This window comes from Psychrobacter sp. DAB_AL62B (assembly GCF_028895345.1).
In the GTDB taxonomy this organism is placed as follows: domain Bacteria; phylum Pseudomonadota; class Gammaproteobacteria; order Pseudomonadales; family Moraxellaceae; genus Psychrobacter.
Genome location: NZ_SAXC01000001.1, coordinates 57,933 through 78,418, shown reverse-complemented (window position 1 = coordinate 78,418; position 20,486 = coordinate 57,933). Strand labels below are relative to the sequence as shown.

Sequence of the window (20,486 nt, the reverse complement as noted above, 5' to 3'; positions counted from 1 at the left end):
TCCAAAGTTTTCAATTATAAGCTTTAGACGTTTGCTCTCTCAAATTTTTCATTATTCATAGCGATCTTCACAGTTCGTAATTGCTGCTGTAATTGGTCATAACAACTATCTGACAATACTGCAGTTACTGGCAATACCCATAATCTGCTGACCAACTCTTTATATTCATCGCTAAGCTTTTCACTGATAGTAGCTTGCACCAATAACGCTCTTATTTTAACCGCATCTTTACTCGTCACAATGATAGGATGCTCGGTATACTGCAACAATTCAGCTAGACTAAAATCATAATGGTCAGGATAAGGATGTGGGATGACCTCAAAATCAAGCGAGTCTAAGGTATCAAAAAAACGCTGTGGATAACCAATACCACTCACCGCGTGTACTAGACTGCCTCTCTCAGGCGCCACAATATTTACTATAGCTAAACCATCGACTTGATCATTACATGGCCATAAGAGCTCTAAATCATCCGGCTGTAGATGCATCGTTAAACGCTCAGTCAGAGAGGCATTATTGTCATATTTACTATTATGAATTGATGAGGCGTCTGTCTTTTGATGATAGACGACTTGCGCCCCTTGTAACCGCGACATGGGCTCGCGTAAAAATCCTGTTGGTAGCAGCTGCTTATTACCAAATCCACGTGCCGCATCTACCACAATCCATTCAATATCGCGTTGCAGCGCATAATGCTGTAAGCCATCGTCGGCAATAATCAATTGTAAGTCAGGATAAGACTCCAACAAAGTAGTAACCGCTTGCTGACGACTCGGACATACTGCCATTGCAGCCCCTGTCATATTGACAATCAAGCATGGCTCATCACCCACCACACTGGGTAAACTATCTGACCTGACCAATGCCGGCATCTGACTACTATCGCCACCATAACCACGACTGATGATGCCTACTTTTATGCCTTGCTGCTGCAAATGGCGCACTAAAGTAATGATCAATGGCGTCTTGCCACTACCGCCAACTGTAATATTACCGATAACCATTACCGGAATAGGCGCGCGGTAACTAGAAAAAACTCCTATTTTATAAGCTTGACGGCGTAACAGCATAAGCAGAGCATATAGCCAACTAATAGGCAACAAAAACCAAAGCCAAATGGCTTGACGATGCCATGCACGCGTCATTGTCGTTTCAATACTCATTATAATTTGCGACTTATCCTATTCATCTAGTGCTATTTATTTTATTCGGCAAAACACTATCAATTAAAATTGGCTAATAACCGCTATTCAAAATCGCGAGCATACATTTGCGCATAATGACCGTGTAATTGCATCAGCTCAGCATGCGTACCTAGCTCGACGATCCGCCCGCCATCTAGCACAGCGATACGATCAGCAGACTCAATCGTGGTTAAACGGTGAGCGATGACCAGCGTCGTGCGATCTTTCATAATATTATCAAGCGCTTTTTGAATGTAGTATTCTGATTCATTATCCAAAGCACTAGTGGCTTCATCTAATATTAAAATCGGCGCATCTTTCAATAATGCTCGTGCAATAGATATGCGCTGACGCTGACCGCCTGACAATTGTAAACCTTCAGCCCCCACTTCACTCTGATAGCCATTCGGCATTTTCATAATAAAATCATGAGCAAACGCTTCCTTCGCTGCTTTCTCCACTTCAGCTTGAGTCTTATTGGCTAAGCTGCCATAAGCAATATTATTAAAAACCGTGGTATTAAAGAGCACCACTTGCTGATTGACCATAGAAATCTGGGCGCGCAAACTCTCAAGCTTAATGTCTTCAATCGGCATGCCATCAAGTGTAATCTGCCCTGAAGAAGTCGATAAGGTGCGCGTTAGCAAATTTACTAAGGACGATTTACCAGCGCCACTACGTCCAACTAGTGCCACTGTCTCGCCTGCGCGCACATCTAAAGTAAAGTCACGCAGCGCAACGGTTGAATCTGGATAAACCAAACCAACGTGCTCCAGTTGAATACTGCCCGTTAATGAAGGTTCCAGTATACCAGTGTCGTTTTCTTCAGGCTCATCCAGTAATTCAAATATAGATTCACCGGCTGCAAGACCTCTCTGTAGTTTCTGATTAACATCGGTCAGTGAGCGTACCGGCTTACTTAACAGCCCTGCTGCAGCGATATAGGAGATGAACTCACCTGCTGAGATATTTTCGATGACCGATGGACGTAGTGCCAGCCACACTACGACCGCCATCGCCGTTGCCATCAGTAACTGTACCGCTGGGGTATTAATACTATTGGTGACAACTATTTTCATACCTTGGCGCAGATTCTTCTTTGATACATCATCAAAGCGCTGCGACTCGTAGGCTTGGCCACCATAGTTCTTAACCACTTGATAGCCACCAACGACCTCGTTGGTTATATGACTAACCGCACCCATGGTTTCTTGAACACCTTTGGAGAGTTTCATATAACGCTTGGAAGCAAAATTAACCAACCATAAGATTGGCGGTAGTACCAAAAACAAAATCAAGGTTAAACGCCAATTGGTATAGAGCAAAAACCCTAACAAAGCTATCACGGTCAAGCCATCACGCACTAGCGTCTTCATTGAATCAGTACTAGCTGCTGTCACCTGTTCTACGTCAAAAATAAGCTTAGATGAAATTGTGCCAGAAGAATTGGCTAAGTAAAACGAGCTCGGCAAACGTAGTAATTTATTAAATACCTCTACCCTTATTTTATAAACAAGATTACGGGATACTAAAGCGGAGTAATAATTACCCAAAAAGCTACCCAATCCACGCACAAAGAACAACATAATTATCAATGCAGGAAACCAAGCTTGTTTGCTTCGATCGTTTTGATTGATGGCATCGGTGATATATTGTAATAACTTAGCAATCCAAATCTCTGTTGCCGCATTAATAGCAAACCCTACTATAACTAATATCAGCGCCCACCAATACGGCTTAAGATAACTCAATAGACGCAACAATGTCTTAAGCTTAGGTATTGGCGTTGCCTGTAAAGTATCGGAGGTTTTGGTAATGTCAGGTTGGCTCATAAAAGCCTCAATTTAGGTATAATAACTAGAATGAATTGCACTAATCAAGCAGTGCTAACGATAGATATAAAGCGTCATAAAACAATCGAAGCGCTTAATAGTACTATTTAATAACACTATTTAATTCCATTATAAAAAACCATCCACAATTATTGTGGTAACGGTTGACCAAGCGGAACAACGGTACTGATGTTTATGTTTAAGAAGCCTAATTTACCAGCGACATCCATGACTCGTATCACTGATTGATGAGTGGCATTAGCATCTGCGGCAATGACAAATAGCATATCACGATTACTACCTGTCTCTTGCTGTAGCATGCTGATCAACTCAGCTTCGTTACTACTGGCAAGAGTGATACCATTGACCAGATAACTACCGTCTTCTTGCACAGCCACCTCAATACTATTTTTATCTTCTGTCAGCGCGACACCCTCAGCTTCAGGAAGAATAATATTTAAACGGCTAAAATGGTTAAACGAAGTTGCAAGCAGTAAAAATACGATCAAAAATAATAAGCAATCAATCATTGGGGTTAGATTAATTTCAAGCGGCTCAACAGTTGGTTTTCTAAAGCGCATATTACTCTCTTCAATGTACTTAGTACTAATGGGCTCAGTGTAGGATTATCATAGCTGCTGTACTACCATTATTACAAAGTAGCGGTTGCTATTTTATCTAAACCCAAGCCATCAATTGAACGCTCGGCTTCTGCCTGATCATCTGCCACTATATGTTGCGCAGGTACATTAGGCTTATGAGCATGCTCTAATAATTGATAATCATATAGCTCTTGAATCATGAGCCCTGCTTGGGTCTCAAACTGAGCATTGATATCAATAATACGGCGCTGGAAGTAACGATAGGCCACCAGTGCGGGAATAGCGACAATCATACCGGCCGCGGTAGTAATCAGCGCCTGTGACACGCCAGCAGCAAGCATTGTCGGGTCTTGCATCGCACCATCAGTAATGGCTAAAAACGATGAGATAATACCTAATACTGTGCCCAATAAGCCAAGCAATGGCGCAATCGCGCCTATGGTGCCGAGCATATTGATGTTCTTTTCTAATTGATGAACTTGTACACTGGCACGGTTTTGCATATGCATCGTCATCGACTCTAAGCCATACTGGCGATAGAGCAAACCCGTCGCTAGAATATCGCCAAGAGGGCTTTTTTCTTTGACATTCATTAACTGCGTACGGCCGATATCACCATTTTCACGTAGGCGAGTTATTAACTGTTCGCGCAATCTATTAGGTGCAATTTTATTAAACTGTAAAGTATGGCTACGCTCGATAATAATCACTAACGCCAAAATTGAGCACAACACGATAGGCGTCATCAGCCAACCACCCGCCTTTACCAACTCCCACATACGAACTCTCTTTTATATTTTTATAAAAATGGTTGTCATCAAGATAATTTGAACAGTTATTTCAAACGCATTCAATAGCTTAAGCCTGTGCTTCGATGTGCTTAATTAAGGCGGCTAACTGATCTTGGCTATGGAAGAATATCTCGACGCTACCCTGTCCATCTTTTTTATGCTTAAGCTTAACTTCCGCCCCTAGCATGTCTGTGAGCCTCTGGGTTAAACGTTCAGCATCGCGAGATTGTGCTTGTTCAGTGCGATTGGCTTTGGGCGCTGGCTGCAAGATAGATTTAACAAGCTTTTCAGCTTCACGTACAGTCATGCCACCATCGATTATTTTTTGGGCGATAATAGGCTGCTGCTCAGAGGATAAGGCTAAGAGCGTACGCGCATGACCCATATCTAGGGCGCTATTCGCTAAATGGTCTTTCACCGTGTCGTGCAGTTGATTCAGACGCAGTAGATTCGATACCGTCGTACGTGCCTTGCCGACTACTTCAGCAATCATGGCATGACTCATACCAAATTCAGTATGGAAACGCTGTAATGCTGCAGCTTGCTCAATCACTGATAAGTCTTCGCGCTGAATGTTTTCAATCAATGCGAGCGCAATCGCAAGCTCATCTGATAAGGCGCGCTCAATCGCTGGAATAACTGATTTGCCTGCCATTTTTGCGGCACGCCAGCGACGTTCACCTGCGATGATTTCATGAGTCACAAACGCTTCACTTTTGTCCTCATTCGCCAGCAATGGTCGGATAACGATAGGTTGCATGACGCCGTGCTGCTCAATAGAAGATGCCAACTCTGCAAGCGCAGTCTCACTCATGTCACGGCGTGGTTGATACTTACCCGCTTGCAATCGTGTCACATCAATTTGCACCAAACTGATTTGATCTTCAGATGCACTATTTTCTGTGCCATTCACTCGATTAATAGTAGCATTGCTTTTAGTCATCGTGCGCGGCGAACGCGCTTTACGATTAACAGTATCTTTTGACTCCGAAGTAATTGACTCGGAAGCAAGCGACTTTACACTGGCTTTTGCCTGAACCGTTTTGACAGACATTGTTGTATCTAATGTTTCAGTTGGCAAAGTCGCATCACGCGCAGCCATATCATCTTGCAAGGCAGAGGCGGTAATTTGCTTTTCTTTTTTGATTGACCCCAATAAGGCATCCAAACCTCGATTAGCAGCCAACCCTCTTTTCTTCGCCATGATTACCTATCCTCTAACGCTAAAATAAAAGCCAAATAATTGTTAATGCGGCTTACTAATAAATAATATATTAAGTGCTTTTCAGTACTTTATTGTTTGGCTGATCGTTTGCTGTTATGACGCATTAATTGTGTTCATAAGTAGCCATTTTCTCTTCTATCAATATAACTAGTTGCTTTGTTTCATGACTTCAGCGGCTAACTTTTGATAGGCGCGCGAACCTTTTGACCATCTCTCATACGCAATAACAGGCAGACCATGCGCAGGTGCTTCTGCTAAACGGATGTTTCTTGGAATATGCGTCTTATACATAATATCGCCAAAGTGCGCTTCAAGTTCGGCAGACACATCGCGAGCCAAGGTATTACGGGCATCAAACAATGTTCTCACCACGCCGCGAATATATAGCTTAGGATTCAACTCGGTTAAGCGCTCTATCGTCTGTGATAAGTCAGCCAAACCCTCTAAGGCATAATACTCACACTGCATCGGAATAATAACGCTATCAGTCGCAACCAAAGCATTAATCGTCAGTAAATTCAAGCTGGGTGCACAGTCTATGATCACATAATCATAAGCAGGTTTTTGAGCCGCTATTTGATCATTGACCAAATCTGCCATCGCTGTTTTAAATAGCTCATGACTGTTGGTCTTACTCATCAAAGTAATATCCATGCCAGCTAAATCACGATTGGCGCCGATAACATCAAACCCTGCTGGACTGCTGACAATAGCGTCAGATAGCGATACGCCATCAAGCAACACATCTGCTATGGTCAACTCTAGCTCATTTTTGTCTACGCCAGTGCCACTGGTCGCGTTGCCCTGTGGGTCTAAGTCAATCAGCAGTACGTGTTTGCGCTTGGCAGCCAAACTGGCGGTCAAATTTACCGCCGTCGTAGTTTTACCTACGCCGCCTTTTTGATTCGCAATTGCTATGATTTCCATACACTCGCTCAATTTAATTAAGATCTATTACTGGTTTTTATTTAAGCCGTTTTTTTGTAACTTATTTTATGCCGAATCTCGTTAAAGCTTATTTAACTCAAATGCTCTAATACTAAAATAGTAATAACAAGGTTTAAGCTTTATTGTCTAAATAAGATAGTAAATGATATTTCGTAATAAAACATTTGTTGTGTCATGATTGTTTGTGTGCTCATAGCTTAGACATTTTTATCAGACAATTCAATTAAATGACGACTATCATGTAAACGTGGCACATTAAGTTTAATGGTCTTAATCTCCCAGTTATCGCCCAGCGCTTGTAGCTCCTCATCGCTCGGAGCCTTACCTTTCATCGCACATAAGTAACCACCATCGGCTAGTCTTGGCTGTGCTGCGTCAACAAAATCTATCAAACTGGCAAACGCTCTGGATGTAACCACATCATAACTGGCCTCATGCGCTTCAATACGCGAGGCGATAGGCTGCATGTTACTCAAACCAAGCTCGCTGCTGATTTGCTTAATAAAACGAATCTTTTTCTGATTACTATCAAGCGCAGTACATGAGCGCTCAGGTTGGCAAATCGCAATAATAACCGCCGGTAAGCCTGCGCCCGTGCCGATATCAAGCAGCGACCCTGATGGTAAATGCGTTATAATAGCCAAGCAGTCGATGACATGTTTGATTAGCGCCTCTACTGGGTCAGTAATGGCGGTCAGATTATACGCTTTATTCCATAATAAAAGCTGGTCTAAATACAATAATAACGTGCGCTGCTGCGTCTCACTCAATGTTAGACTCAGCTCATCGATCGCTTGTGCCAAGATATGTGCTAATGTCGGTAATTGCGCGCCAAGCTTTACAAAGCCTGTCGGATCAATATGGATATTACCTGTGCTAGCAGATGATGAAGATATTTTAGTAGAGTCTGACATACAAGGAATTATCCAGTTTTGATACGTGAACCGTCTATTTTATCATGCAGGCTGCCCATTGAATAGTTGCAGATTGCGCCGATGTACGCCATCTTATACTATCTACGCCTACATTGAGTCGTTATTCTTCCTTGATAGTCTTAAAATTATCATATCGAAGTTAAGGTAAGCGCACTCTTATTAGCTAAAACATACATCTCTGTATGATACAAAATTGCGCCTAATGACTTCTCTAAAACGCGGCTATATCTTGTAAGATGTCCTATCCATTATAAAAAATTGACCATCAAGAACCCAATGTAAAAACCAAGCATTAAAAATAAATAACCATTCAACCTTATTAAACGACTGACCATACGCTTATGACCGAACAGCCAAACACCCTTATGAATCAAGACCAAAAAGACGCCAGCCATATGATAACGCCTGCCAGTACCTTAAATAATAAGCAGACACATAATAAGCAAACAGATAGTGAACCAGCAGCGCCTATCACACCTCATCCTATATTCACAGAAGTTAATCAGCGTTGTCTTATCGCTGCCGAACAGCTTAAACGCTATAGCCAGCCTAGTTTGCTGCCCACAGATACACGCACCGCACCAGATTTAGATATCGGTTTTGGGCAGCAGCGGGCGCTTAAGGCGTTGTACACTGCGCTCGACATCCACGCTAGTGGCTATCATGTGTTTGCTGCTGGTGAAAATGGCTTGGGTAAACGCACAGTGATTAGTCGCTTGCTAAGTCGCATCGCCGCCGATGCACCGACGCCTGATGATTGGGTATATGTGCATAATTTTACCGATCCACGGACGCCACTGGCTTTGCACTTACCTGCCGGTCAGGCAGCGCTATTGCAACAACAGGTCAACAACTTATGGCAGCAAGCTAAAAAGCGCCTGAGCCAACGCTTTCGTAGTGATCAATATCAAAGCAAAATCGAAGCCATCAAAAATGACACGCATCAAAAAGAAAGTCATGCTTACGAGGCGCTAAATGCTGAGGGCAAACAGTACGACTTAGCGTTGACATTCCGCTCATTTGATAATAAAGCGGTGTTTGTACACCCCAGTCAACTGCCTGCAGAAGAGAACCCTCCTCTTGCTCATAGTACAAAAATGGCGAGCAGTAATAAAAGCCCAACAGCGACAGATAAAACCAAAAATACAAAACACCATGCTGATATTCATACCGACGACGATGATAATGATAATAACGTCGACAGCAATAATAAGTATGATGATAGTGAATACAGCGGTCGAGAATATGAAGCTGAGCTGAGTAATTTTGCTCAAAAGAACCATATGCAAAAGCGGCTGAGCCAGCTGACCATTGCGTTAGAGCAATTAGAAGATGAAGCCAATGATGCGATTGAAGCGTTACATCGCAATATTGCGCGGCGAGCGCTACAGCCTTTGTTTGCGCCTGTATACGAGCTATTTACGACTCATCCGCTGGTCATCGAGTATCTAAAAGCAGTATTTGGCGACATGGTTACGCATGTCGAGCGTATCGTCAATGGCGATGATGAGGAATTTGTGACGGCGCTGCTGGCCACGACACCCAGCCGCTATGCAGTCAATGTCATTAGCAGTCATGAGCCTGATAGCGGTGCACCCGTTATCTTTGAAGATTTGCCGACTCACTTAAACTTACTGGGTCATGTGGAGCAAATTACCCAGTTAGGTACGGTTACCACTGACGTCAGTATGATTCGAGCGGGTGCCTTACACCGCGCCAATGGTGGTTACCTGCTCTTAGAAGCCAGTCATTTGCTTGAGCACCCTTATGCTTGGCAAGGTCTCAAGCGTGCTTTACAGTCACGTAAAATCAAACTCTCTAGCCTCGAGCAAATGCTAACCCTAACAGGCAGCTTGTCATTATCACCTGCGCCTATTGACCTTGATATTAAGGTAATTTTGCTAGGTGAAGCAGATTTATATTACCAATTACTTGAGCTTGAGCCTGAGTTTGATGCGGTATTCAAAGTACGCGCTGACTTTCACGATGATGTGGTTCGCACCCATGAGCATGAATTGGCGCTGGTAGGAAAGATGGCTGATATTATCGATTATGCCAAGCTTTATCCTTTTGATAGGAGCGCGCAAGCTGCTCTGCTTGAATATCTGAGCTTACAAGCAGAAGATCAAGACCGCTTGAGTCTACACAGTGATTTACTCATTAAACTCTTGCATGAATCCAACCGTCAGGCGCGTTTAAGTGGTCAAAATATCGTGAGTGCGAATCACGTCACGCAAGCCATCGAAGATATGGACGAGCGCTCAGGATACTTGCGCGACCTATATTGGGATGAGCTAAAAAACGGCCAGCAGCTTATTCAAACTCAAGGCAGTGCTGTCGGACAAGTTAACGCCCTCACTGTAGTAAGTTATGCAGATAGTGAATTCGGCATGCCAGCACGCCTGACTGCGGTCATTCAACCAAATATCGGTACTGGTGAAATCCTCGATATCGAGCGCGATGTTGATTTGGGCGGTAGCTTACACGCTAAGGGTATGCTGATTATGACCAGCTATTTACGCGCACTATTTAGTCAGCACCATGCGCTAAATTTTAGTGCCTCACTCGCTTTTGAGCAAAGCTATGCTCATATTGATGGCGATAGTGCGACGGTCAGTGAAGGCTGTGCGCTTTTATCAGCCTTAGCAAATGTACCGATCAATCAATCCTTTGCGATTACGGGTTCTATGAATCAGCTTGGTGAAGTACAAGCAGTCGGTGGTATTAACGCCAAAATTGCAGGCTTCTTTGATGCTTGCCGCGAGCAAGAACTGACCGGACAGCAAGGTGTGGTTATCCCGATGGCAAATGTCAAACAGCTCATGCTGCGTGACGACATCATTGCAGCCGTCAAAGCTGGCAGCTTCCATATATATGGCGTGCATACGCTCAATGAAGCGCTAACCTTGATGACTGGCTTGCCTATCGATACCATGAATAAAAAAGGTCGCTATCGTAAGGAAACGCTGTTTGGTAAAGTATTAAGCCGTTTGATGCTGTGGGATGAAAACCAAGATAATAATGACGACATTGATGATAAAAAATCAAAAAAGAAGGCTAATAAAAAGCGTAAAGCAAAACGTCAAAAAAAAGAAGATAAAAGGAAAGCAGTTAAGAAAGACAAAGACGTAACGACCGACGAACATCCCTAGACGTTACGATGCTTTTCTGCGATGATTATCTGTTAGTGATTCGCTATTAATAATTTGCTACTAGCCAATTATTAGCAGCTCAAAATCTGACTCGTGACTTTATAAGGTTATCTCTGAATGACTGTAGCTCATACTGACGCCGATCATCTCCAAGCTCAACACTCTGTTGATGAGCAAGCAAATGCGCTTGTGGTTTCGGACAATAAAGCCTCTGAAGATACAGCCGATAATCGTCACGGAGCAGCGACAACTGCGCGGCAGTGGCAAGTATTGTCACAGCTACAGCGCAATCGCTGGGTGGGTACTACTCATGTTTATGAGCAACTTATATTGGCAGGCTTTGATATCAGTTTACGCACGGTACAACGTGATTTAAATGCACTCGCCAAACGCTTTCCTATTGAAAAAAATAACGCTAATCCACAAGGCTGGCGCTGGTGCGATGATGCTCCACTACAAAGCTTACCGCATATGAATTTATCGCAAGCGGTTGCTTTTAATATGGTCGAAGCCAATCTGACCCAACTATTACCACCCGTTATCCTAGATGAATTATTTCCTTGGTTTGACTTAGCACGTCGACAACTCAAAAATAGTAAAGTAACTCACTCATGGATTGATAGAGTGCGTATTGAGCCTGCTACTCAGCCTTTGATTGCGCCGCATATTGATCTAGATAGTAAAGATAATATTTATCACGCCTTATTTTATCAACTACAAATCAAAGCCTGCTATACCCGTAGCAATAAATCACAAGCCAGCGAATATACCTTAAACCCTATCGCTATCATCCAGCGTGGGGTAATTATCTATCTGCTAGCGACGCGCACAGATGACCCAGAATTAATTATTCGCACCTTTGCCTTGCATCGATTTGCCAGTGTTGAGATACTCGAAAGTGCAGCGCAAACGCCAGATAATTTTCAACTGGATCACTATTTGGATGCCGGTGGCATGGGCTTTAGCCACCCTCTATTCAGTCAGCTCCCCAATCATGGTAAACAGGCTACTATTGAGCTGAAATTTACCAAACAAGCGGGAAAAAGCTTAACAGAAAGTAAACTCAGTGAGGATCAAACTGTCACGATAAATAGTGATAAAACCTTGACCATAAAGGCAACGGTTAATTTAACCTCGCAACTGGTCTGGTGGTTACGTGGCTTCGGTAATGGTTTATTAGATGCCAAACCCGCACTACTTTATCAAGCGGTATTAGACAATCCTTTAAATGATGAATAGTGGCTAATGCTTGTTAACTAAGCCAAGGACGCTATAATTTAGCAGTATTAAAAATATGATGATCAATTAAAAAATTAAGAACTAAAAAGGAATATTATGTCGACCACTACCCCATCACCATTACTTTCAGACAGTTTAAGAGGGCTGGGTTTGGATGCGGGGACTTTGTTTTTTGCGCTCAATTATGAATTTACCAAAATTGAGCAAAAGGGCGTGTTTAAAAACCTAAAAAAGCGTTTTATAAAAGATAAGAGCGCCATTGATATCGATATAGCCTGCGTATTGTATGATGATAACTGTACTATCAGCGACATCGTGTGGTTTAAGCAGCTGCGTGATAAAGCCGAATCGGTTTGCCATCAAGGCGACAGTCTTAATGGTAAAGATCGCGGCGATCAAGCAATGTATCTTGCACCGCTTGATCAAGAACAAATTAGGCTTTACTTGGATGAAATCCCAGCCCATATCACGCATATTGCCTTAATTGCTAACTCATACCACGGGCAGTCTTTTACCCGAGTCAAAAAAGGTGAGATTCACTTAAGTGATGATGAAGGCAACCGCTCGTTTGAGGTCAACTTAAAACAGCTACCGCGTGATTGCAGTACACTTTGGGTGGCACATTTGCGCCGAGAAGTAGACGACTGGCACCTGACGCTACAAAATCTACCGCTTCCCGCGACAGACTTGCCAACAGCAGCAGCACAAGTAGCGCACGAATTGGCACGCGCTTTACCTATTCCACAAGGAATATAAGCTTAACAACAAGGCAGTTAGTTAGTCAGTAACTATAAGAAAGGATGAGGCGCTAATTCATAACGTCTCACCATTTTTTGTTTTATACATTAGTAAGTTTTAATACATTAGAGAAGCTACCGTACTATTAATTTTGCACGCTATTGACTCAGCTTTATTCTAACGGCTCACCGCAGTGCGGACAAAAATTCTTTTGCCGCACTTCTTTTTCACGGCGCTCAAGCTCTCGCTCACGTAATACTTGCAGCACAATCTCCTGTGCTTGCTCCTTATCTAACCCAAGCTCTCGGCGGATTTTCTCAATCATCATCTGATTTTGTACCAAATCAAAATCACTATCGACCAACTGTTCTCGAAAGTCTTGCTCAAGCTCTTCTCGGCGCTGACTGAGCTCATTTGCCAAACCAGTGGCTAAAATACCAGCCGGTAATGCAGCAAGGCCGACACCCAATATGGTAATAACCGCACCTAATATCTTACCTGCATTGGTAATCGGCGTCACATCGCCATAGCCTACTGTCGTGAGTGTCACTACCGCCCACCACATCGCTTTCGGTATCGATTCAAATTCCTCTGGCTGTGCGTGATTTTCTACCAAATAGATACCGCTAGAGGCGGTCACAATCATAATAACTAAAATAAAAATAACGGCTTGAAATGAGCCTTTTTCTTTACTAATAACCACCAATAAAATACGTAACGAAGCAAAATAACGGGTGAGTTTAAGAATTCGAAACAGACGCAAAATACGTAAGAAACGCAAATCGATACTGACAAAGAAGTTCAAAAAGGCTGGTGCAATCGCAATAATGTCAATCAATGCAGAAGGACTTTTTAACCAGTCCCAACGCTGACGCCAAGTGGTATTGTCCGGTTTGGCGTCAGCAACACTCCATAAACGTAGCAAATATTCGATAGAAAACACCACAATTGAAAAATTTTCAAACCAAGTAAAGTATTCTTGATAAGGGTAATACCAACTATCGACAGATTCAGCGATAACTGCAGTGACATTCGCCATTATCAAAAAAATCAGAAAATAATCGAGGTAGCGACTAAAGAGCGTATCATGCTCATCGTTCTGTAAAGTATTATAAACAAAAAGACGCAAGCGCCGTATAAATTGGAGTAGCATGCCGTCCCTGTTCGGTGTAACACCGGTTTTGTATTAATAAAAAATGTAGTATTGAGAAATGCCGTTATGAGAGAGACAAAATGGTTTGACAGATACACAGCTAATTAGTTAGACATATTAGGTACTTAGTCATAAAAACATCTTGTTTCGACCACTAATTTACTGATGATTGATTGAAAAACCTATCAAAATTAAAAGCTATTTTCTTATAGTCTTTATTTTAGAACTCTTTTATATAGCAGTTTGACCGCAGTCTATTTTTATATTAAAACCAATATGGCTGTTTTATTCATCAAACGCCATTATTATACAAAATTTAGATAATAAATATGTGTCGCAGCTACCAATATAATGGCAATCACAATAAAAATGCAGCGTAAAAATCGCTCATCCGCTCGTAATTGATTGCTTAAGTTTTGAGCAGGTAGCAAAAACAAGCCACACTTTGGGCAGCAAGCGTCTATTTGGTTTAACAGCTTAATTGAGCGGGCATTTTCACAGCGAAGCGGCGAATTGCTACAGTAGCCGAGCATAATAGGTAACTAATTCCTTTATAAAATAGCGGCGAAAAACGCCACACTAAAATGATGATAATGATTTAATTAATAAACTCTAACTTAACTTATCTCAATGGCACTGATGGTAACTTAAGATAAAAATATCACTGTTTTCCATTTAAAACCTTACTATTAGTAAGGTTTTTGTACTATAATGCAACCGTAATGTTACGAGTTAATCCATAACCCTAACATTGCATATTGGTAACTAATGTCATCCCTCATTAGAAATTTACCAATAATCATCTATTACGTTGAGGAATTAAATAATGAAACTACAATCCCTAGTTTTAGCCGCTGCTACTGCACTTACTATGACCACTGCTTTTGCTGTACCTGCTGGTACTTGGACAGTTGCTGCTGGCGCACACTATGTTGATCCTAAAAGTGATAACGGTACTTTAAATAACGGTTTATCTGTTGATGTTGATGGCGATGTACGTCCAACTATCAGTGGTGAATACTTTATCGCTAATAACGTTGGTGTTGAATTACTAGCAGCGATCCCATTTCATCATGACTTTAACCTCAACAATCCTGACGGTACAACTGCTTTAACAGGTAAAACTCAGCATTTACCACCAACGCTTTCATTACAATATCACTTCGATGGCTATAACATGCCTATGAATGTGAAGCCATTTGTTGGTGTTGGTGTGAACTATACGACTTTCTTTAAAGAAAAACTTAATAATGCTGCAGGTCTTGAATTAAAACTTGATGATAGCCTTGGTGTAGCAGGTCATATCGGTCTTGATATTCCATTCGCGCCTACTGAGTCTTTCCGTATTGATGCTCGCTATATGGACATTAAAACAGACGCTACTTTAGACGGCGCTGATCTTGGCGAAATCGATATCAGCCCTTGGGTTTATGGCGTTGCGTTTGTAAAACAGTTCTAATATAGCAAAATTATAAGCTAAATATAATGAATAAAAAAAGCCAGCTTAATCGCTGGTTTTTTTGTGTCTGTCAGTTATCGATACTTTGATAAAATAGTAAACATAAAAAAGACCATCTTCTGACAGTCTTTTTATTATTTAGATAACAAGTAAGTAATGATAGAACCTATAGCAAAATGCGACGTGGATCAGCTAATAAGCTAGCAACATAACGAGTAAATACCGCCGCATCAGCACCATTAATCACACGGTGATCATATGATAATGACAATGGCAACATCAAGCGCGGCTCAAAGGTTTGCTTAGCAGCATTCCACTTCGGTTGCATAGTCGCTTCTGATGCACCTAAGATACCAACTTGTGGCCAGTTTACCAGTGGCGTAAACGCTGTGCCACCCAAGATACCTTGACTTGAGATGGTAAAGCTTGCGCCTTGCAAGTCTTTGGTACTTAGTTTTTTATCACGAGCTTTAACTGCCAACTCGCCGATTTCAATGGCGATTTGCTTGATACCTTTTTCGTGAGCATTTTTAATCACTGGCACGATCAAGCCATCATCTGTCGCTACCGCTATACCCATATTTACGCTTTTGCGTAGGATAACCTGGGTATTATCATCACTTAAATGACTGTTAAAGCGCGGATGTTGGGTCAATGCATAAGCCGTTGCTTTGACGATAAAGGCTAAAATCGTTAGCCCAATACCTTCAGCTTTCATACTACCTTTAAGCTCACTACGCAGATTTTCTGTCTCTGTAATATCAGACAAATCAAACTGCGTCACTTGCGGTAAGTAAGTATTATAATTCAGCTGCGGTATAGATACCTTCTGCAAGCGGGTCAAGTCTTGGGTTTCTGTTTCACCCCAAATCTCAACATTACTCATATCAGGCAAGCTTGGTAAGCTGGCTCTAGATGCACCGGCTCCAGTAGCTGGAGAAGCTTGTTTTGTCGTTAGGCTTTGTTTGACATGAGCAAACAAATCTTCTTTTAAGATACGCGCATTCAGTGCTGAACCTGCCACCTCACTGATATCCAAACCCAACTGACGTGCAAGCTTACGCACGGCAGGACCAGCATATACTTCAGCTAACTTCTCATTAACCTGAGTTTCTGTTAGCTTACTGCTAGCGGCAGTCGCAGCGACATTATTCGTCGCAGCTGCAGATTTAACCGCTGCTTGTTTTGGTTCACCTGTAGTCTGAGTTTGCGGTTCAGGCGTAGCAGCTTCTTGCTTACTGGTTGAAGCTTCTTTAACGTCAGGCGTACCAGCTGCATCATTACCAGCTGCAGCGTCATTACTAACAATAATGATAAAGTCTTGGCCATTGGCAACCATATCGCCCACTTGCACCAGTATTTTTTCAACTTTGCCTGCTTGTGGCGCTGGTACTTCAACCGAAGCTTTATCTGACTCAATCAGTAAAATTGACTGATCGGCGCTGACTATATCGCCGACACTGACCATAACTTCAGACACTTGCGCTTCATCAACACCTAAATCTGGTAGCGCATGGGTAGTCGCTGTTGCTGCTTGTGGAGCAGTTTGAGCGGTATTTGACTCAGCTGCTACTTTATCACTCTGCTCTTCTTTCTCCGTCTCTTCTTGCTTAGTATCACTAGACTTATCTTGATTGTCAGCGACAGGTGTCTCTTTACCTTGGCTATCATCTTGACTGTCAGCATCGCTTTCAATCTCAATCAACACCATACCTTCACTGACTTGATCTCCAACTGCAACATTAATTTTAGTTACTTTACCAGCAGCAGAGCTTGGTACTTCGACCGAGGCTTTATCAGATTCAATCAGGATAATATTATCGTCTTTTGTAATGACATCACCAACTTCAACCATAATTTCACTGACTTCGGCACTATCGACACCCAAATCGGGGGCTTTAATTTCCATGTTTTATCTCCTTGTCTTATGGTTATTTTTCTTTGACGTCATCATCATTGAGCAAGGCTGCATCGGCTTGATCTTCAGCGCGACCTTCACTGCTTATCTCTTCATCATCTTCAGCGACAAACTCAGGTACTGGGTTTGGATTGATATGATCAGGTGTTGGTGCTGGAGCATCTGGGAAGTGATCGTAATGAGGCTGTTGCTGCCATGCAGGTGGTTGATCCGCTTCGATACCGAAGCTTGAAATTGCGTCTTTTACCAAGCGCATTTCAACTTCGCCTTCATCCGCCAAGCGTTTGAGGGTTGCAACGACAATGTGAGCCGCATCGACATGGAAGAAGCTACGCAGATTCTCACGGGTATCAGAGCGACCATAACCATCGGTACCAAGCGTGGTATAAGGACGGTTATCAGGTAACCAAGCACGGATTTGTTCTGAATAATTGCGCATGTAGTCTGTTGCTGCAACGACCACACCTTCGTGCGGAGCAAGTTGCTCAGTGATCCACGAAACTTTTTCTTCTTCCATAGGATGCAGACGATTGTAATCATCACAAGCCATACCATCACGAGTCAGCTCGTTAAAGCTGGTCACGCTCCAAACGTTAGATGAGATATTGAATTCATCTTTTAATATCTGTGCCGCCTTTTGCACTTCACGTAAGATAACACCAGAACCTAATAACTGTACTTGAGTTGAGCCATTATCTTCAAGTAAATACATACCGCGCTTGATGCCTTCTTCTGCGCCTTCTGGCATCGCTGGCTGATCGTAGTTTTCATTCATTAGCGTCAAGTAATAATAAACACGTTCGCCTTCACCATACATACGGCGCAGACCATCATGCATCACGACTGCCAGCTCATACCCAAAGCATGGATCATAAGTCACACAGTTAGGCACCACGTTAAATAGAATTTGCGAATGACCATCTTGATGCTGTAAGCCTTCGCCATTTAGCGTGGTACGACCAGCCGTTGCGCCTAGTAAGAAGCCTTGCGCTTGACAATCGCCTGCTGCCCAAGCCAAATCACCAACACGTTGGAAACCGAACATTGAGTAGTAAATATACATCGGAATCATCGGTAATGCGTTGACAGAGTAGCTGGTTGCTAAGGCAATCCACGTACTCATTGCGCCAGCTTCGTTGATACCTTCTTCTAGCATATGACCATCGATGGCTTCTTTATAACCCATCAAAGCTTCGCTATCTTCTGGCGTATATTTTTGACCAACCGCCGAATAAATACCCAATTGACGGAACATACCTTCTAAACCAAAGGTGCGTGCTTCGTCAGGTACGATAGGTACCACACGATCTTGAATGTCTTTATTTTTGAGCATAGCAGCTAGCAGACGCACGAATACCATGGTGGTCGACTGCTCTTTTCCGTTGCTACCTTTTAAGACGCGATCAAAAATCGATATATCAGGAATATTTAAAGGAATATGCCCACTGCGGCGATTTGGCAGATGACCACCTAACGCTTCGCGGCGACCTTTAAGGTACTTCATCTCCGCTGAATCTTCGGCTGGACGATAAAACGGTAGCGTCTCTAATTGCTCATCGGTAAATGGCAAATCAAAGCGATCGCGGAAGTACATCAAGCCTTCTTGATCAAGCTTTTTAACCTGATGCGATTTATTAACCGCTTGGGTTTGGGTAGACAGACCATAACCTTTAACCGTTTTGACCAAAATAACGGTTGGTTGATCTTTGGTCTTCATTGCTTCACTAAATGCCGCATAGACCTTCATTGGATCATGACCACCACGGTTCAAGCGTGAGATTTCTTCATCCGTCAAGGCATCTGCCATCTCTTCCAACTCTGGATATTTACCAAAGAATTCTTTACGGGTAAATTCAGGCGTTCGCGCTTCATACAGCTGATACTCACCGTCGACCGCTTCTTCCATACGGTGTTTGAGGACACCCGTATGGTCTTTATCGAGTAATGAATCCCAATTGCCGCCCCAAACGACTTTAATCACCCGCCAGCCTGCACCGCGGAATACGGATTCTAATTCTTGAATGATCTTACCGTTACCACGAACCGGACCATCAAGGCGTTGTAAGTTACAGTTAACAACCCATATGAGGTTATCCAACTTCTCACGACCAGCAAGTGAAATAGCACCCAAGCTTTCTGGTTCGTCAGTCTCGCCATCACCTAAGAACGTCCAAATCTTGCGACCTTCTTTCTCTAACAAACCACGGTTTTCCATATAGCGATGGACGTGAGCATGATAAATCGACATGATAGGACCTAAGCCCATTGAAACGGTTGGGAACTGCCAATAATCTGGCATTAGGTACGGATGCGGATAGCTTGATAGACCCTTACCACCGACTTCACGGCGGAAGTTTTCTAGCTGCTCTTCAGTCAAGCGACCTTCTAGATAAGAGCGCGCATAGATACCAGGTGCTGAGTGACCTTGATAATAAATCATATCGCCACCGAAATGATCGCTGGCAGCACGGAAGAAATGGTTAAACCCTGTCTCATAAAGAGTCGCACTTGAAGCAAATGTCGCTAAGTGACCACCTAAGTCATCATCGTTTTTATTAGCGCGCATGACCATTGCCAAGGCATTGTAGCGAATCAAGGCACGAATTTTGCGCTCGATCGTCAAATCACCTGGATACATCGGTTCATCTTCAACTGCGATGGTATTGATATAAGCCGTATCGAGACGGTTAAATGGTAGGCCTTCTTGCACCCCCATGTTGTATAGAGCTTTTAATAAGAACTGCGCACGATCTTTATCAGCATGCTTAATCACAGACTCAAAAGCTTGGAGCCATTCCTGCGTTTCGCTGCTATCAGCATCCTTGTAATAATTCATCTTTTCCAATCCTTGTTATTAGTCATTCCTGCATGATGGCAGGATATTATTAATTAAATAGTGTGTAATGAGCAAACGCTTTACTTGATGACTTCCTTGCTGCATCTAAGCATTCCATTGCCTTATAAGATTTATATACAGCTAAGTTATACAAAATAGTGGCACTGTACATTAGCATACCTGTTGAATAAGCATAATTATAAAATAGAATATACACTTAACTGTGTCTATTCAGTCATTAAATGATTATGGCAGTCTATTATAGGCGCTTATGAGTCAATTGTTTATGGCTGTAGAGAAATGATGATATGACAAGTATTTTTAAAATAAATAGTGATTATTTTTTTGGGGTGTTGAAGAAAAATTTTTAGAGATTGCTGATAGAGAATATTGTTTAGCATAGATTGGTATTTGGTCATAATAAAACTGCCGTTCGTCTACTTTATAATACTTTTACAAGATTATTGCTTAATA

The 20,486-nt window shown here is 42.5% G+C and carries 14 protein-coding genes; 4 read left to right on the top strand and 10 right to left on the bottom strand.

Annotated elements, in window-relative coordinates:
* Positions 1-23: 23 nt before the first annotated feature.
* From lpxK to rsmG, 7 genes are all read right to left on the bottom strand, one after another.
* Positions 24-1,163, bottom strand: coding sequence for a tetraacyldisaccharide 4'-kinase (gene lpxK, locus EPB74_RS00290; RefSeq protein ID WP_274902163.1), 1,140 nt, complete (start codon positions 1,161-1,163; stop codon positions 24-26).
* Positions 1,164-1,246: 83 nt separating this feature from the next.
* Entirely contained in the window at positions 1,247-3,016 is a 1,770-nt protein-coding gene (gene msbA, locus EPB74_RS00285; protein ID WP_274902162.1) for a lipid A export permease/ATP-binding protein MsbA, read from the bottom strand.
* Positions 3,017-3,165: 149 nt separating this feature from the next.
* A complete protein-coding gene (locus tag EPB74_RS00280) occupies positions 3,166-3,597 on the bottom strand; it encodes an ExbD/TolR family protein (protein ID WP_079692036.1) in 432 nt (143 codons plus the stop codon).
* Positions 3,598-3,668: 71 nt separating this feature from the next.
* Positions 3,669-4,397 carry a MotA/TolQ/ExbB proton channel family protein gene (locus EPB74_RS00275; RefSeq protein WP_274902161.1) on the bottom strand — a complete coding sequence of 243 codons (729 nt, stop codon included), beginning with the start codon at positions 4,395-4,397 and terminating at the stop codon, positions 3,669-3,671.
* Positions 4,398-4,476: 79 nt separating this feature from the next.
* Positions 4,477-5,613, bottom strand: coding sequence for a ParB/RepB/Spo0J family partition protein (locus tag EPB74_RS00270; RefSeq protein ID WP_274902160.1), 1,137 nt, complete (start codon positions 5,611-5,613; stop codon positions 4,477-4,479).
* A 168-nt stretch (positions 5,614-5,781) separates the two neighbouring features.
* Complete coding sequence (locus EPB74_RS00265; RefSeq protein ID WP_079692039.1) at positions 5,782-6,561, bottom strand: ParA family protein; 780 nt, start codon at positions 6,559-6,561, stop codon at positions 5,782-5,784.
* A gap of 218 nt (positions 6,562-6,779) precedes the next feature.
* On the bottom strand, positions 6,780-7,496 hold the full coding sequence (gene rsmG / locus EPB74_RS00260; RefSeq protein WP_274902159.1) for a 16S rRNA (guanine(527)-N(7))-methyltransferase RsmG: 717 nt from the start codon (positions 7,494-7,496) through the stop codon (positions 6,780-6,782).
* Positions 7,497-7,858: 362 nt separating this feature from the next.
* On the opposite strand from rsmG, the gene EPB74_RS00255 reads away from it, so the two are divergent.
* The 3 genes from EPB74_RS00255 (at position 7,859) to EPB74_RS00245 (ending at position 12,664) form a co-directional block, all read left to right on the top strand.
* Positions 7,859-10,669, top strand: coding sequence for an ATP-binding protein (locus EPB74_RS00255; protein ID WP_274902158.1), 2,811 nt, complete (start codon positions 7,859-7,861; stop codon positions 10,667-10,669).
* A gap of 117 nt (positions 10,670-10,786) precedes the next feature.
* Positions 10,787-11,908, top strand: a complete 1,122-nt coding sequence (locus EPB74_RS00250; RefSeq protein WP_274902157.1) for a helix-turn-helix transcriptional regulator — start codon at positions 10,787-10,789, stop codon at positions 11,906-11,908.
* A gap of 96 nt (positions 11,909-12,004) precedes the next feature.
* On the top strand, positions 12,005-12,664 hold the full coding sequence (locus EPB74_RS00245; protein WP_274902156.1) for a TerD family protein: 660 nt from the start codon (positions 12,005-12,007) through the stop codon (positions 12,662-12,664).
* A 154-nt stretch (positions 12,665-12,818) separates the two neighbouring features.
* On the opposite strand, the gene EPB74_RS00240 is transcribed toward EPB74_RS00245, so the two are convergent.
* A complete protein-coding gene (locus EPB74_RS00240) occupies positions 12,819-13,799 on the bottom strand; it encodes an ion transporter (RefSeq protein WP_079692044.1) in 981 nt (326 codons plus the stop codon).
* An 826-nt stretch (positions 13,800-14,625) separates the two neighbouring features.
* Between EPB74_RS00240 and EPB74_RS00235 the strand changes: the two genes are divergently transcribed.
* Entirely contained in the window at positions 14,626-15,258 is a 633-nt protein-coding gene (locus tag EPB74_RS00235) for an OmpW/AlkL family protein (protein ID WP_274902155.1), read from the top strand.
* A 166-nt stretch (positions 15,259-15,424) separates the two neighbouring features.
* Here the strand turns inward: EPB74_RS00235 and EPB74_RS00230 are convergent, their stop codons facing one another.
* Together EPB74_RS00230 and aceE are read right to left on the bottom strand one after the other, a co-directional pair.
* Complete coding sequence (locus tag EPB74_RS00230) at positions 15,425-17,167, bottom strand: 2-oxo acid dehydrogenase subunit E2 (RefSeq protein ID WP_274902154.1); 1,743 nt, start codon at positions 17,165-17,167, stop codon at positions 15,425-15,427.
* A 22-nt stretch (positions 17,168-17,189) separates the two neighbouring features.
* Positions 17,190-20,012, bottom strand: a complete 2,823-nt coding sequence (aceE, locus tag EPB74_RS00225; protein ID WP_274902153.1) for a pyruvate dehydrogenase (acetyl-transferring), homodimeric type — start codon at positions 20,010-20,012, stop codon at positions 17,190-17,192.
* Positions 20,013-20,486 lie beyond the last annotated feature (474 nt).